Here is a 14,331-nt window from a genome sequence, read left to right as displayed (position 1 = left end):
AATGTGCGTTAAGCAAGTAACGGGCATTGAGGCGGTAAACGGCAGCTCAGTGCGCCCGCCATCACTTCAATCTCAAACTCACTTCCCGTCAGCGGTTCGCCATCCAGATTAAATGTCATCTCGTGCGGTGAACGGATGGTGAGCGACTGCAGCTGCGCCGTGACGATATTCGGATTTTCATCATCACGCGTCAGCGAATGCAGCAACGTTGGCAGCAGCTCTTGCGCGGTGACGATGCTGAGGTTGAGCTGTCCGTCATTGATTAAGGCATCCGGGCAGAGCTTTTGTCCGCCGCCAGCCTGACGTCCATTGCCGATGCCAATCACCAGCGCATCGCCTTGCCAGTTAAAGCCGGGGCCGCTGATTTCGCAGCGATCCGGTTTCAGCGCATCGACGCGCATCAAACCATGAATAAAGTACGACACGCCGCCGAGCGCCGATTTCAGCTTTTCAGGCGTTTCGGTGGTGATGCGTGTACCAAATCCGCCGGTCGCCATATTGATAAAGTAGCGATCGCCGTTCACGCGCGCCAAATCGATAGCCGTGGCTTTTCCCACCAGCGCGAGACGTAAAGCCGGTTCCATCCCTTCAGGAATACCGACGCTGGTGGCGAAATCATTGGCGGTGCCGAGCGGTAAAATGCCCAGCGCCGGACGCTGCTGCTCGGGCAATCCCGCCAGCGCGGTGGCGATCTCATTGATGGTGCCATCACCGCCGCCAGCCACCACGGTTTCTGCCTGCAAAGCGACCGCTTCTTGCACATAACGATCGCCATCACCTTTTTCCCAGGTGACGCGCACCGCCAGATTAAAGCCTTCATCACGCAGCGTATTCACCGCAGCGCGCAAATCTTCATTACCTGCGCCTTTCCCGTTGAGGATCAGCAGCGTCAGCGGTTTGTTTTGCATTATCAGTTCCTTGATGCGAGAGACAGAGCACTGGTTATAGCATAGCTGGGGAGAGAACTTTATCGGCGGGCGACGAAAAAATCGGTGGGCAATCAAAAAAGAAAACCCGCACGGGGGAGCCGGGCGGGTGAATGAGGTGGTTCCTGGTACTACCTGCTTTTATTCTTACTCGTTAGCAGCAGGCGAGATTCTAAAGCGAGGCGAAGAAAGGGTCTGTGATCCTACTCTAACTTCGCCATTTTCTTTTCTTTATGTGCGATTTTTCCCGTGAGGATCGTAGGTGCTGTGGCCATCGGTGAAGTTACGCAACAGCAGGGCAAAGGCGAGGTTGACCGATTCCGGGACCGGGATCCACACGCGGTGTCCATCACCTGGCGCCACGTCCACCGCCGATCCTTTATCGTTCTGCATGGTTTCCAGCGTGCAATTGAGGTTGCCTTCGGGCGTCATGATCTCGACAGAATCCCCGAGCATAAACTTATTCTTCACCGCAATCTGCGCCCAGTCACCGCGACGTTCGCCGGTGAATTCGCCGACAAACTGCTGGCGCTCGGAGATGGAGAAACCTTGCTGGTAGTTCTGATAGCTGTCATGGGTATGACGACGCAGAAAGCCTTCGGTGTAACCGCGGTGCGCCAAACCTTCCAGCGTCTCCAGCAGCGCTGGATCGAAGGGTTTACCCGCAGCGGCATCATCAATGGCACGGCGATAAACCTGTGCGGTACGCGCGCAGTAGTAGAAGGATTTGGTGCGGCCTTCGATTTTCAGCGAGTGCACACCCATTTGGCTAAGACGTTCAACGTGCGCCACCGCACGCAAATCTTTTGAGTTCATGATGTAGGTGCCGTGTTCATCTTCGAAGGCGCTCATCACCTCACCCGGCTTCATCTTCTCTTCCAGCAGGAACACGCGGTCGGTGGTCGCGCCGACGCCCAAAGTCGGCTCCTGCACCTTAACCGGCTCATGGAAACCGACGATATTGCCCATCTCATCCTGCTTGCCTTCTTCCACTTTGTATTCCCAGCGGCAGGCATTGGTGCAGGTCCCTTGATTAGGATCGCGTTTGTTGAGGTAGCCCGAGAGCAGGCAGCGGCCGGAGTAAGCCATGCACAGCGCGCCGTGCACGAAGATCTCAATCTCCATTTCCGGCACCTGCTGACGGATTTCTGCAATCTCATCCAGCGATAGCTCGCGTGAAAGAATCACGCGCGTCAGCCCCATCTGCTGCCAGAATTTCACCGTGGCCCAGTTGACCGCGTTGGCCTGCACCGACAGATGAATCGGCATCTGCGGAAAGGCTTCACGCACCAGCATAATCAAGCCGGGATCGGACATGATCAGCGCGTCCGGCTGCATGGCAATGACCGGCGTCAGATCGCGGATAAAGGTTTTCAGTTTGGCGTTGTGCGGGGCGATGTTGACCACCACGTAGAATTTCTTACCGAGCGCATGGGCTTCATTGATGCCCTGCGCCAGAATCTCGTGGGTGAATTCGTTGTTGCGCACGCGCAGGCTGTAGCGCGGTTGGCCAGCGTAGACGGCATCAGCGCCGTAGGCAAAGGCATAGCGCATATTCTTCAGCGATCCCGCTGGAGAAAGCAGTTCAGGTTTTAACATGGATTTTCTCACTGATGTCAGGTCAGCATGCCATCGTGGATGGCAGGTGCAGCGGCCGCATTATACGGCCCTGCAAAAGGTGGGGAATTGTAGGCAGGCCCGCACCCGATGTAAATTGACCTGGATCAATGTAAGCCGTTGCAGGCTACAGCAAGCGGCAGACGTCCGCTTCCCAGCGATAACCCATGCCGTACACCGCGCGGATAAACGGCTGTTCCGCATCGAGGCTTTCCAGCTTGCGGCGCAGGTTTTTGATGTGACTGTCGATAGTGCGATCGGTGACTACGCGGTAATCGTCGTAGAGATGATTGAGCAACTGCTCGCGCGAGAACACTTTTCCCGGCTCCAGCGCCAGCGTTTTCAGCAGACGAAATTCGGCGGGCGTCAGCTCCAGCTGCTGTTCACGCCAGCAGGCCTGAAAGCGGCTCTCATCAATATGCAGAGGCGATTCCTGCTGCGCCTCTTCCGGCGAACGTTTGACGCGGCGCAAAATGGTTTTGACGCGCGCCACCACTTCACGCGGGCTGAACGGCTTGCAGATATAGTCATCCGCGCCGATTTCCAGCCCCAGCAGGCGATCAATCTCCTCGGTGCGCGCGGTCACCATGATGATCGGCAGTTCCGAGAAACGGCGAATTTCGCGGCACAGCGTTAAGCCGTCGCGGCCGGGCAGCATCAAATCCAGCAGCATCAGGTCCGGCGGCGTGTGATGAACATAGCTCAACACCGCGTTACCGTCGGCAATGTGGTGCGTGCGATAGTTGGACGCCTGCAGATAATCAATCATCAGCTGCGCCAGTTTGGGTTCATCTTCTACAACAAGGATCAGAGGATCGCTATTTTCCGGGCTCATAAGTGGCGTCTAGTGAGGAACATACGGCAAGTTTAGCGTGATTTGCAGTCCACCTAAATCAGAGTGATCCGCACTGATGCTGCCGTCATGCGCTTCCACGATATTTTTACAGATCGCCAGGCCAAGCCCAGAGCCGCCGCTGGCGCGATTGCGTGAACTTTCTGCGCGGAAAAATCGTTCAAATAATTGTGCCTGATGGGCCGGATCAACGCCCGGCGCGCTGTCCGCAAACCGCAGCTGCCAGTTTTCGCCCGCCAGCTGCATCGAGAGCTGCACCGCGCCACCGCTGTCGGTGTAACGCAGGCTGTTTTCCAGCAAATTGGTGAACAGCTGCATCAGGCGATCGGGATCGCCAAAGCTCTCCGCCTGCGCGGGTAACGCCAGATTAAGAGCTAAGCCGCGGCTGCGATAACGTTCGCCGAAGCTGCCGGCCACCACTTCCAGCAGAGTGACCAGGTCAACCGGCTGCTTGCGATAGGCGAGGGCGCCCGCGTCAGATAATGACAGCTGATGCAGATCCTCCACCAGTTTGGTCAGCACCACCACTTCGCTTTGTAGCGAGCTGATGGCTTCAGGCGTCAGCTTGCGCACACCATCCTGCATCGCTTCCAGCTCACCACGCAGAATCGCCAGCGGCGTGCGCAGTTCATGGGAGATGTCGGCCATAAAGGCGCGGCGGTTGCTTTCGTTCTTTTCCAGCGAACTGGCAAGCTGGTTGAAGTCGCGGCCCAGTTGGCCGAGTTCATCGCTGCTGCCGACTTCCACGCGGGTAGCGAAATTGCCCGCCGCCAAATGGTGCGTGCCATCCACCAGCCGTTTTACCGGTGCCAGTAAACCGCGCGCCAGCAGCCAGGTGACCAGCGCGGCGAGTAACCCGGTCAGCGCCACAATCATCCAGCTGGTGCGTCGCTGCTGCTGATCAAAGTTGATGTCGGTGCTGCGCGTCAGACGTTCTGCCGGTGAGGCAATCACCCAGCCAACAATTTTGCCGTTGCTGGTGGTGATATTGCGCCGGGTACCTTCCGGCGGTACCGGCTGGCGCGGCCCTGACAGCACTTTGTATTGCTGATCGATAATCCAGAACTGCGTGCGCCAGCCGTGCGGCGGTAACTGATTCACGCTGCCCGGATTCTGCTCCAGCGAGCGCAAAATTGAAAAAATCAGCTTGTCATTGCTGCGCAGAAAATCCCAGCTACCGTGCTGTTCATACTGATCGGCCAGCGCATCGCTCAGCAGGGTTAAGCGCTGCTCGTTGCCCTTTTTGATGTAATCCACAAAGCCGTGCTCAAAGCTGAGCCGCACGCCCCAATGCATGGTGATGATCACCAGCATGCAGGTGGAAAAAATCGCCGCAAACAGCTTGGCACCAATGCCCCATTTTACCGGCCGCTTCATCCTTTGCTCCTGCCTCTAAGGTCAACGTTTTTACTGACATCCTTCGGTACGCGCCAGAACACCAGCGCCGGCAGCGCAATCACCAGCGCCATGCATAGATAGGTGTAAATGAAGGTTTGATGCGCCGCCGGGCTGTCGGCTACCACGCCGTGGCCAAATGCGCCCAACAGCAAACCGGCCACGGTGACGCCAATACTCATCGACAGCTGCATGATCATCGACAACAACGAGTTGCCGCTGGAAGCCAGATCGTCCGGCAGTTCCTTTAGCGTCAAGGTATTCATCGAAGAGAAGCGGATGGCGTTGACCATGCCCTGCAGCAATAACACCACCGGCAGCAGCCAAATCCATCCCAGCAGCGCCACCAGCGGGAACAGCAGCACCACCAGCGCCAGCGCCAGGGTCGCGCCGACCAGCGCATTGCGATAGCCGAACAGGTTGACGATGCGCACCACCACGCGCTTAGTCCCCATATTGCCGAGCACCATTGGAATCATCATCAATCCGGCGTGGAATGGGCTGTAGCCGAGGCCGACCTGCAGGAAAATGGGCGTCATAAACGGCAGCATGCCGCTACCGATGCGGCCGGTAAAACTGCCGATCAGGCCAATTGAATAGATGCGGTTATCAAACAGTTTCAGGCTGAACAGCGCATTATCGTTGTTGCGGCCGTGCATCAGGTAGAACAACAGTGAAAACACCCCAACCAGAATCAGTAAGCCGAGCAACAGCGGCGATCCGCCGGCGCTGCGCTGACCATCCAGCGCCAGCGTTAAGGTCGCCATGCCGACGGCCAGCAGCACAAAACCGAGGAAATCGAAGCGCCGCGTCTGCATGGTATAATTCGGCATCAGCGTCAGCGTGGCAATCGCACCAATGATGCCAACCGGAATGTTGATCAGGAAAATCCAGTGCCAGCTGGCGTACTGCACCAGAATCCCGCCCAGCGCCGGGCCGAGCAGCGGACCAATTTGTCCCGGCGTGGTGACGAAGGTCATCGCCGACATATATTGCTCGCGCGGCACAATTTTCATCACCGTTAAGCGACCAACCGGCACCATCATCGCGCCACCAATGCCTTGCACCACGCGCGCCATAATCAGCTCATCGAGCGTGGCGGAGAAGGCGCACAGCAGCGAGCCGATGCTGAACAGCACAATCGCGCAGAAGAAGATATTGCGCACGCCAAAACGGTCCGCCAGCCAGCCGCTGATCGGCAACGTAATCGCCACCGTCAGCACATAAGAGACGATCACCGAGTGCATATTCAGCGGGCTGACGTTGAGATCGCGCGCCATCGACGGGATCGCGGTATTGACGATGGTGGTATCCAGCGCCTGCATAAAGAAGCCAAACGCGACGATCCACAGCTGCCAGCGCACGGTGGCGTTTTGAGGTGACATGCAGGTACCCGTTATGTCAGATCCAGTTTTCGCAGATCAGCCCATTCACGCGTGAAAATTCACGCAAATTGTTCGATACCAACGTCAGGGCGGCACTGCGGGCATGAGCGGCGATATGAAGATCGTTCAGGCCGATAGGCGTGCCATTTTTCTCAAGCTCTGCGCGGATAGCGCCATAGTGGAAAGCGGCTTTGGCATCGTAATTCAGCACATCAAGGCGTGAGACAAAATCTTCAACGGTACGTAGGTTCCGCTCAGGAAAGGCGCTCTTTTCTGAGCCGTGAAACAGCTCCGCCAGGGTGATCGTCGAGATAACCATCCGGCCGACATTGGCGTTGAAACGTTCGAGCACTTCAATCGGCCGCCGCTTGATGACGTAGATAACAATATGGGTATCCAGCATGTAGCGATGCATTAAAACGCTTCCCGCTCAGATTGTTCCTGCGAAGCATGCTCATCCATAAAATCATCGCTCACCGTCGGACCGTCGAGGAAAAAACTGTCCCAGGCGTTCTCTATGGGCGTGAGGATGCGCTCCTTGCCGATTGCTCTCACAGTGACGTTTTTCACATCATCAGGAAAACGAACGTCTGCTGGAATGCGAACGTTTTGCGTCCTGTTGCTGGTAAACACGGTACCTTGTGACATATAAACCTCCTCAGTATTGAACTGGTCAAAGTTTACGCTCTTGGTGCTACATAGCAAGCGTGTGTAGCAAGTCATTCAGCTATCAGTTGAACCTTTTTCTTACGCCGCCGCAGCTTATCCATCATCAAATAGACTACCGGCGTGGTGTAGAGCGTCAGCAGCTGGCTCATCACCAACCCCCCGGCGATGGTGATGCCGAGCGGCTGACGCAGCTCCGCGCCGTCACCGCTGGTCAGCACCAGCGGCAGTGCGCCAAACAGCGCGGCGAGCGTGGTCATCAGTATCGGGCGGAAACGCAGCTGGCACGCCTGGAAAATCGCGTCGCGCGGCGACAGATTGCCGTTACGCTCGGCATCCAGCGCAAAGTCGACCATCATGATGGCGTTCTTCTTCACGATACCGATCAGCAGCAGAATGCCGATCAGCGCAATCAGGCTGAACGGCGTGTTGAACAGCTCCAGCGCCAGCAGCGCGCCGACGCCCGCCGACGGCAGCGTGGAGATAATGGTCAGCGGATGCACGTAGCTCTCATACAGAATGCCCAGCACGATATACACCGCCGCAATCGCCGCCAGCATCAGGTAGAGCTGATTGGATTGCGACTGCTGGAACACCTGCGCGGTGCCGGCAAAGCTGCCGCGCACGCTGGAAGGCACGCCAAGCGCGGTGATGGTGCGGTCAATAGCTTCAGACGCCTGCGACAGCGATACGCCTTCCGGCAGGTTGAAGGAAACGGTGGACGCCGCCGACAAGCCTTCGTGGTTCACCGACAGCGGCGCGTTGGCCGGTTGCCACTTGGCAAACCAGCTCAGCGGAATCGCTTTGCCGTCGCTGTTGATCACAAACATCTGATCGAGTGAACTGATGTCCTGGGTGTAGCGCGAATCAACTTCCATCACCACTTTGTACTGATTAAGCGGTTGATAAATGGTGGAGATCTGGCGCTGGCCAAAAGCGTTATTCAGCAGGGCGTTAGCGGCAGAGACATCAATGCCGAGCCGCGCCATGCTTTCACGGTCGTAAGTCAGGTTCATTTCACTGCCGTTGTCCTGCTGATCCGAGTTGACGTCCGCCAGCTCGGGCAGGGCGGCGAACGCCTGACGGATTTTCGGCTCCCATTCGCGCAAATCATTCAGGTTATCCGACAGCAAACTGTACTGATAGCTGGCGTTGGACTCACGTCCGCCAATGCGAATGTCCTGCACCGCGTTGAGATAGAGATTGGCACCGGGCTCTTTCGCCAGCTTGATACGCAGCCGGGCGATCACTTCCTGCGCGCTTTCGCTGCGCTCGGAGAGTGGCTTGAGCGAGACGAACATCGAGCCACTGTTAGTGCGCGAACCGCCGGTAAAGCCGGTGACGTTATCCACTGCCGGATCGGCTTTGATGATGTTCATGAAATCCTGCAGCTTGCCGCGCATCGCCTGGAACGAAATGCTCTGATCCGCCGAGATAAATCCTTGTAAGCGGCCGGTATCCTGTTCCGGCATAAAGGTTTTCGGGATCGAGATGAACAGCCAAACGGTGAGCGCCACGGTGCCGAGCAGCAACATCAGCACCCAAATGGCGTGATTCAGCACCCAACCCAATGAGCGCGCGTAGCCGTTTTGCACTTTCATCAGCAGTTTGCCGAAACCGCGGAGACGCGGCTGGCTGCGTTTGACCTGCGGTTTCAGCAGATAGGCGCACATCATTGGCGTCAGCGTGACCGAGATAAACAGCGAGATCAGAATCGCCACCGACAGCGTGATGGCGAACTCCGAGAAGAAGCGACCAATAATGCCGCCAATCATCAGCAGCGGCAGGAACACGGCAATCAGCGATAGGCTCATCGACAGCACGGTAAAACCGACCTCGCGCACGCCGGTCAGCGCCGCCTGCAGCGGCTTCATGCCCGCTTCGACGTGGCGCGCAATGTTCTCCAGCACCACAATGGCGTCATCGACGACAAATCCGGTGGCGATGGTCAACGCCATCAGCGACAGGTTATTCAGGCTGAAGCCACACAGATACATGGCGGCGAAGGTGCCAATCAATGAAACCGGCACCGCAGCGGCGGGGATCAGCGTGGCGCGCCAGTCACGCAGGAAGGCAAACACCACCAGAATCACCAGCGCGACGGCGATGATCAGCGACTGCTCCACTTCATGCAGCGAGGCGCGAATCGTTGGCGAGCGGTCCTGCGCAATTTGCAGATCGATGGCAGCGGGGATCACGTCATGCAGTTCCGGCAATTCGCCACGAATGCGATCGACGGTATCGATGATGTTGGCTTCCGGCGATTTACGCACCACCAGCAGCACCGCCGCTTTACCGTTGGTCATCCCGGCGTTGCGTACATCCTGCACCGAATCCTGCACGTTAGCGACATCGCTGAGGCGCACCGCCGCACCGTTGTTGTAGTGCACCACCAGCGGCTGATATTCGCTGGCGGTTTGCAATTCTCCGTTAGTACGTAACTGCCAGCGCTGCTGCACGTCGTCAATCGCGCCCTGCGGACGGCGCTGGTTGGCGTTACTGATGGCGGTGCGCACCGCATCCAGTGATACGCCCTGGTTGAACAGCGCCTGCGGATTGAGTTCAACGCGCACCGCCGGCAGTGAACTGCCGCCGACTGTCACATCGCCTACGCCCTCAATCTGCGACAGTTTCTGCGCCAGTTGCGTTGAGGCGTAATCATACAGCTGACCGGGATTATAAATGTCCGAGGTCAGCGTCAGGATCATGATTGGCGCATCGGAAGGGTTGGCTTTGCGATAGCTGGGACGACTCGGCATGCCGGTTGGCAGCAGACTTTGTGCGGCGTTGATCGCCGCCTGCACATCGCGCGCCGCACCGTTGATGTCGCGATCAAAATCGAACACCAGAATGATGCGCGTGCTGCCCAGCGAGCTGGTGGAGGTCATTTCGCTGACGCCCGCGATGCGCCCCAGCGAGCGCTCCAGCGGCGTTGCCACCGATGCCGCCATGGTTTCCGGCGACGCACCGGGCAGCGAAGCCGAAATCAAAATCACCGGGAAATCCAGCTGTGGCAGCGGCGCCACCGGCAGCAGACGGAAGCCTAGAATACCGGCCAGCGCAATCGCCAGCGTCAGCAAGGTGGTGGCGACCGGACGATGGATAAACAGCGCGAAAAACTTCACGACTGCGCCTCCGGGCGCTTAAAGCGACGGCGCGTAGCGTGCGACAGGCGATCAAACAGCAGATAGATCACCGGCGTGGTGAACAGCGTCAGCACCTGGCTCACCACCAAACCGCCCACCATGGCGATGCCCAGCGGACGACGCAACTCCGCGCCAACGCCGGTGCTCAGCATCAGCGGCAGTGCACCGAGCAGTGCCGCCAATGTGGTCATCAGAATTGGGCGGAAACGCAGCAAGCACGCCTGATAAATCGCCTCGCGCGGCGGCATGCCTTGCTCACGTTCCGCTGCCAGCGCGAAGTCGATCATCATGATGGCGTTTTTCTTCACGATACCGATCAGCAAAATAATGCCGATAATGGCGATGATATCCAGCTCATTACCGCTCAGCATCAGCGCCAGCAGCGCGCCGACACCGGCGGTGGGCAGCGTCGAGAGAATGGTGATGGGATGGATAAAGCTCTCATACAGCACGCCGAGCACGATATACATCGCCACCACCGCCGCCACAATCAGCCACACGGTGCTGGACAGCGCCGCTTCAAAGGCCAGCGTGCTGCCCTGGAACTGCGTCATCATTTCGGCGGGCATGCCCACCTGATCTTCCGCTGCGCTCACCGCTTTCACCGCATCGCCCAACGAATACCCTTCCGCGACATCAAACGAGAAGGTCGCCGACGGGAACTGGTCGAGATGGTTAATGCTGAGCGCGGCGTGGCGCTGCTCAATCTGCGCGATGGCGCTAAGCGGCACGCTGCCGCCGTCGCTGCTGGTCAGGCGAATGCCGTCGAGGCTCGCCAGTCCTGGCGTGGCATCGCTGTTCTGCTCCAGCACCACGCGATATTGGTTGGCCTGAGTGTAAATGGTGGAGATCAGGCGCTGGCCAAAGGCGTTATACAGCGCGTTATCCACGTCGGCCATGCTGATGCCGAGGCGGCTGGCGCTGTCACGATCGACTCTTACAAAAGCTTCCAGACCTTGATCCTGCCAGTCGCTGCTGACGTCGCGCAGTTGCGGCAGCGTGTTAAGTTGCGCCAGCAGTTTCGGCACCCACAAACTCAGCGACTCCAGCGAACCCGATTGCAGCGTGAACTGGTACGGCGTGCGACTCGCCTGGGTATCAATGGTCAAATCCTGCACCGGCTGCAGCCATAGGGAAATGCCGGGCACTTTGGCTAACGCCTGTTGCAGACGCTGCTGCACGGCCGGAATGCGATCGTCACGCTCATCCAGCGGCTTCAGGTTGATTTGCAGGCGAGCGCTGTTGAGCGCGGCATTGGTGCCATCGACGCCGACAAACGAGGTCATGCTCTGCACCGCCGGATCTTTCATGATGATCGAGGCGACATCGCGCGTGCGCTCTGCCATGTTGGCGTAAGAGACCGACTGCGGCGCCTGCAAGGTGCCCTGAATAATGCTGTTATCCTGCTGCGGGAAGAAGCCTTTGGGGATCATGATCCACAGCAACACGGTGATCAGCAAGGTGCCGAGCGCTACCGATAAGGTGATCCACGGATGCAGCAGCACGCGCGTTAAGCCGCGTCCGTAACGGGCAATAATGCGGTCAAACATCGCTTCGCTGGCCCGCGAGAAGCGGTTCTGCTTGCGCAGCGATTCAGCGCTTAACATGCGGGCGCACATCATCGGCGTCAGCGTCAGCGACACCACGGCGGAGATCAAAATCGCCACCGCCAGCGTCACGGCGAATTCGCGGAACAGGCGGCCAATCACATCGCCCATAAACAGCAGCGGAATGAGCACCGCAATCAGTGAGAAGGTGAGGGAGATAATGGTGAAGCCAATCTCGCCCGCGCCTTTCAGCGCCGCCGTCAGCGGCTTTTCGCCTTTTTCGATATAGCGCGAGATGTTCTCGATCACCACGATGGCGTCATCAACCACAAAACCGGTGGCGATGGTCAGCGCCATCAGCGTCAGGTTGTTGATCGAGAAGCCCAGGAAATACATCGCGGCAAAGGTGCCGACCAGCGACAACGGCACGGCGACGGCGGGAATGAGGGTCGCCGGAACGTTACGCAGGAACAGGTAGATGATCATCACCACCAAACCCATCGCCAGCATCAGTTCGTGCTGGGTATCGCTGACCGAAGCGCGGATGTTGGTGGTGCGGTCGGTAAGCAGTTTCACCTCCACCGATTTCGGCAGCGTGGCGGTTAATCCGGGCAGCATGGCGCGAATATTATCGGCGGTGGCGATGATGTTAGCGCCGGGCTGGCGCTGCACGTTGAGCACAATCGCCTGCTGACGGTTCGCCCAGGCGCCCAGCCAGCTGTTTTCGGCACCTTGTTCGATGGTCGCCACATCGCCCAGCCGCACCGGCGCGCCGTTGTTATAGCTGATGATCAGCTTGCGATAATCTTCCGCCGAGGTCATCTGATCGTTAGCCGACAGCGTAATTGAGCGCGTTGGGCCGTCGAGGCTGCCTTTCGCCGAATTGACGTTAGCGTTAGTAATGGCGGTGCGCACCGATTCGCTGGTCAGGCCGAGCGCAGCCAGCGCCTGGGTGTTCATCTTCACACGCACCGCAGGACGTTGCCCGCCCGACAGCGTGACTAAACCCACGCCCGAAACCTGAGAAATCTTCTGCGCCACGCGCGTTTCCACCATATCCTGCACCTGCGTGAGCGGCATGCTGGTGGTGGTGACGGCGAGCGTCATGATCGGCGGGTCGGCCGGATTCACTTTGCTGTAGACCGGTGGATTTGGCAGATCGCTCGGCAGCAGATTGGTGGCGGAGTTGATCGCTGCCTGTACTTCCTGCTCGGCAACATCCAGTGGTAGCGTCAGCTGAAACTGCAATGTGACAACCGACGCGCCGCCCGAACTCTGCGACGCCATCTGCTTCAGGCCGGACATCTGGCCAAACTGGCGTTCCAGCGGCGCGGTAATGGAAGAGGTCACCACATCGGGAGAAGCGCCGGGATAGAGCGTAACCACCTGAATGGTCGGATAATCGACTTCAGGCAACGCGGAGACCGGCAGAAAACGGTAGCCGAGCACGCCGGCTAACAGAATGGCGATCATCAGCAGCGTGGTGGCGACCGGGCGCAGAATAAACAGGCGCGAAGGTCCACCGCTGCTGTCAGGAGGCATCACCTGCATTATTGACGCTCTCCGCGTGCGGGCTGCGCAGCGCGCGTGCTGTGGGTCGCGGCGCTTTGCGGTGCCACTACTTCAACGGTGGCACCTTCCGTCAGGCGATCGAGCCCATCGGTCACCACGCGTTCGCCTGCTTCGAGGCCCGCACTGATCACCACTTTCTGGCTATCCTGTAACCCAGCGGTGACGCGTTTTTTGCTCACTTTGTTATCACTGTTGACCACCCAGACAAAGTGACCGTCATTGCTCATCTGCAACGCGGCGGTGGGGATCACCACCGCATCCTGCAAGGTGTCCACTTTCAGACGCGCATTGACAAACTGATTAGGGAACAGCGTGTCATCTTCGTTGCTGAAGCGTGCTTTGAGTTTGATGGTGCCGGTGGTGGCATCAATCTGGTTATCGAGGCTCAACAGCGTGCCGCTGGTCAGCAGCGTTTTGTTGCTGCGATCCCAGGCTTCGACAATCAGCGGCTGTCCGCTTTTCTGCGCCTTGAGGATTTGGCTGATGTTGTTCTCGGCGACGCTGAACACCACGTCAATGGGGTGCGTTTCGGTGATCACCACCAATCCGGTGGTATCGCCGGAGGTGATGTAGTTGCCGACATCCACCTGCTTCAAGCCGACCCGTCCACCAATCGGCGCAGTAATGCGGCTGTAGGTGAGATTAAGCTGGGCGCTGGCGACGTTGCCTTCATCAGCTTTAAGGGTGCCGAGCGTTTCGCTCACCAGCGAACGTTGCGTATCGAGTTCCTGCTGCGACACCAGCGAGGTTTTCGCCAGTTTTTCATAGCGACTGAGATCGCGGCGCGCGTTGGCGAGCGTAGCCTGGTCTTTTGCCAGTTGGCCCTGCGCCTGAGTTAATGCCACCTGATAAGGGCGCGGATCGATTTCCGCCAGCAGCGCGCCAGCGGCCACTTGCTCTCCTTCCTGGAAGTGCAGCGCCATCAATTGGCCGTCAACGCGGCTGCGCACCGTAACGGTGTTGGCGGCGGTCACGGTGCCAAGGCCACTGAGGAAATACGGCACGCTTTGGGTGGTGGCAGCGGCGGCTTGCACTGGCGCTAAGGGGCGTTTGCCACCTGCGCCGCGACCACGCTGCTGCTGACCTTCGGCCTGCGGCTGTTTATTCGGTTCCGCTGGATGCTGCCACCAATAATATCCGCCCGCCAGCACGGCAATCACGGCTACGGCCAGTAAGCTTGTTTTAATTCGACGGTTCATCAAGGCGTGTGCTCTCCAGCATTTT

General features: G+C 58.4%; 10 protein-coding genes. All 10 read right to left on the bottom strand.

Annotated elements, in window-relative coordinates; translation table 11 throughout:
- Positions 1-8 precede the first annotated feature (8 nt).
- A complete protein-coding gene (gene yegS, locus KVT28_RS12005) occupies positions 9-908 on the bottom strand; it encodes a lipid kinase YegS (protein ID WP_110866633.1) in 900 nt (299 codons plus the stop codon).
- A gap of 249 nt (positions 909-1,157) precedes the next feature.
- Positions 1,158-2,525 (bottom strand): tRNA 5-hydroxyuridine modification protein YegQ, encoded by a 1,368-nt coding sequence (gene yegQ, locus KVT28_RS12000; RefSeq protein ID WP_101763345.1) that lies wholly within the window; start codon positions 2,523-2,525, stop codon positions 1,158-1,160.
- Positions 2,526-2,670: 145 nt separating this feature from the next.
- Positions 2,671-3,378, bottom strand: coding sequence for a two-component system response regulator BaeR (gene baeR / locus KVT28_RS11995; protein WP_217548662.1), 708 nt, complete (start codon positions 3,376-3,378; stop codon positions 2,671-2,673).
- A gap of 9 nt (positions 3,379-3,387) precedes the next feature.
- Complete coding sequence (baeS, locus tag KVT28_RS11990; RefSeq protein WP_101763347.1) at positions 3,388-4,773, bottom strand: two-component system sensor histidine kinase BaeS; 1,386 nt, start codon at positions 4,771-4,773, stop codon at positions 3,388-3,390.
- Positions 4,770-6,176, bottom strand: a complete 1,407-nt coding sequence (mdtD, locus tag KVT28_RS11985) for a multidrug transporter subunit MdtD (RefSeq protein WP_110866636.1) — start codon at positions 6,174-6,176, stop codon at positions 4,770-4,772. The genes baeS and mdtD overlap by 4 nt, the downstream gene beginning before the upstream one ends.
- Before the next feature lie 16 nt (positions 6,177-6,192).
- Positions 6,193-6,591, bottom strand: a complete 399-nt coding sequence (vapC, locus tag KVT28_RS11980; RefSeq protein ID WP_217548660.1) for a tRNA(fMet)-specific endonuclease VapC — start codon at positions 6,589-6,591, stop codon at positions 6,193-6,195.
- Positions 6,591-6,824 carry a type II toxin-antitoxin system VapB family antitoxin gene (vapB, locus tag KVT28_RS11975; RefSeq protein ID WP_217548658.1) on the bottom strand — a complete coding sequence of 78 codons (234 nt, stop codon included), beginning with the start codon at positions 6,822-6,824 and terminating at the stop codon, positions 6,591-6,593. The genes vapC and vapB overlap by 1 nt, the downstream gene beginning before the upstream one ends.
- A 71-nt stretch (positions 6,825-6,895) precedes the next feature.
- Positions 6,896-9,967 carry a multidrug efflux RND transporter permease subunit MdtC gene (gene mdtC, locus KVT28_RS11970; RefSeq protein ID WP_217548656.1) on the bottom strand — a complete coding sequence of 1,024 codons (3,072 nt, stop codon included), beginning with the start codon at positions 9,965-9,967 and terminating at the stop codon, positions 6,896-6,898.
- Positions 9,964-13,086, bottom strand: a complete 3,123-nt coding sequence (locus KVT28_RS11965; protein WP_217548654.1) for an MdtB/MuxB family multidrug efflux RND transporter permease subunit — start codon at positions 13,084-13,086, stop codon at positions 9,964-9,966. The genes mdtC and KVT28_RS11965 overlap by 4 nt, the downstream gene beginning before the upstream one ends.
- On the bottom strand, positions 13,086-14,306 hold the full coding sequence (locus KVT28_RS11960) for an MdtA/MuxA family multidrug efflux RND transporter periplasmic adaptor subunit (RefSeq protein WP_110866640.1): 1,221 nt from the start codon (positions 14,304-14,306) through the stop codon (positions 13,086-13,088). The genes KVT28_RS11965 and KVT28_RS11960 overlap by 1 nt, the downstream gene beginning before the upstream one ends.
- Positions 14,307-14,331: the final 25 nt, after the last annotated feature.

Source organism: Pantoea sp. GbtcB22, from assembly GCF_019091025.1.
In the GTDB taxonomy this organism is placed as follows: domain Bacteria; phylum Pseudomonadota; class Gammaproteobacteria; order Enterobacterales; family Enterobacteriaceae; genus Pantoea; species Pantoea leporis.
This window is presented reverse-complemented; position numbering and strand designations above follow the sequence as displayed.

What these genes read in the sequence shown, in the direction of transcription:
- yegS (WP_110866633.1), bottom strand. Translation starts at nt 908, where the DNA reads ATGCAAAACAAACCGCTGACGCTGCTGATCCTCAACGGGAAAGGCGCA.
- yegQ (WP_101763345.1), bottom strand. Translation starts at nt 2,525, where the DNA reads ATGTTAAAACCTGAACTGCTTTCTCCAGCGGGATCGCTGAAGAATATG.
- baeR (WP_217548662.1), bottom strand. Translation starts at nt 3,378, where the DNA reads ATGAGCCCGGAAAATAGCGATCCTCTGATCCTTGTTGTAGAAGATGAA.
- baeS (WP_101763347.1), bottom strand. Translation starts at nt 4,773, where the DNA reads ATGAAGCGGCCGGTAAAATGGGGCATTGGTGCCAAGCTGTTTGCGGCG.
- mdtD (WP_110866636.1), bottom strand. Translation starts at nt 6,176, where the DNA reads ATGTCACCTCAAAACGCCACCGTGCGCTGGCAGCTGTGGATCGTCGCG.
- vapC (WP_217548660.1), bottom strand. Translation starts at nt 6,591, where the DNA reads ATGCATCGCTACATGCTGGATACCCATATTGTTATCTACGTCATCAAG.
- vapB (WP_217548658.1), bottom strand. Translation starts at nt 6,824, where the DNA reads ATGTCACAAGGTACCGTGTTTACCAGCAACAGGACGCAAAACGTTCGC.
- KVT28_RS11965 (WP_217548654.1), bottom strand. Translation starts at nt 13,086, where the DNA reads ATGCAGGTGATGCCTCCTGACAGCAGCGGTGGACCTTCGCGCCTGTTT.
- KVT28_RS11960 (WP_110866640.1), bottom strand. Translation starts at nt 14,306, where the DNA reads ATGAACCGTCGAATTAAAACAAGCTTACTGGCCGTAGCCGTGATTGCC.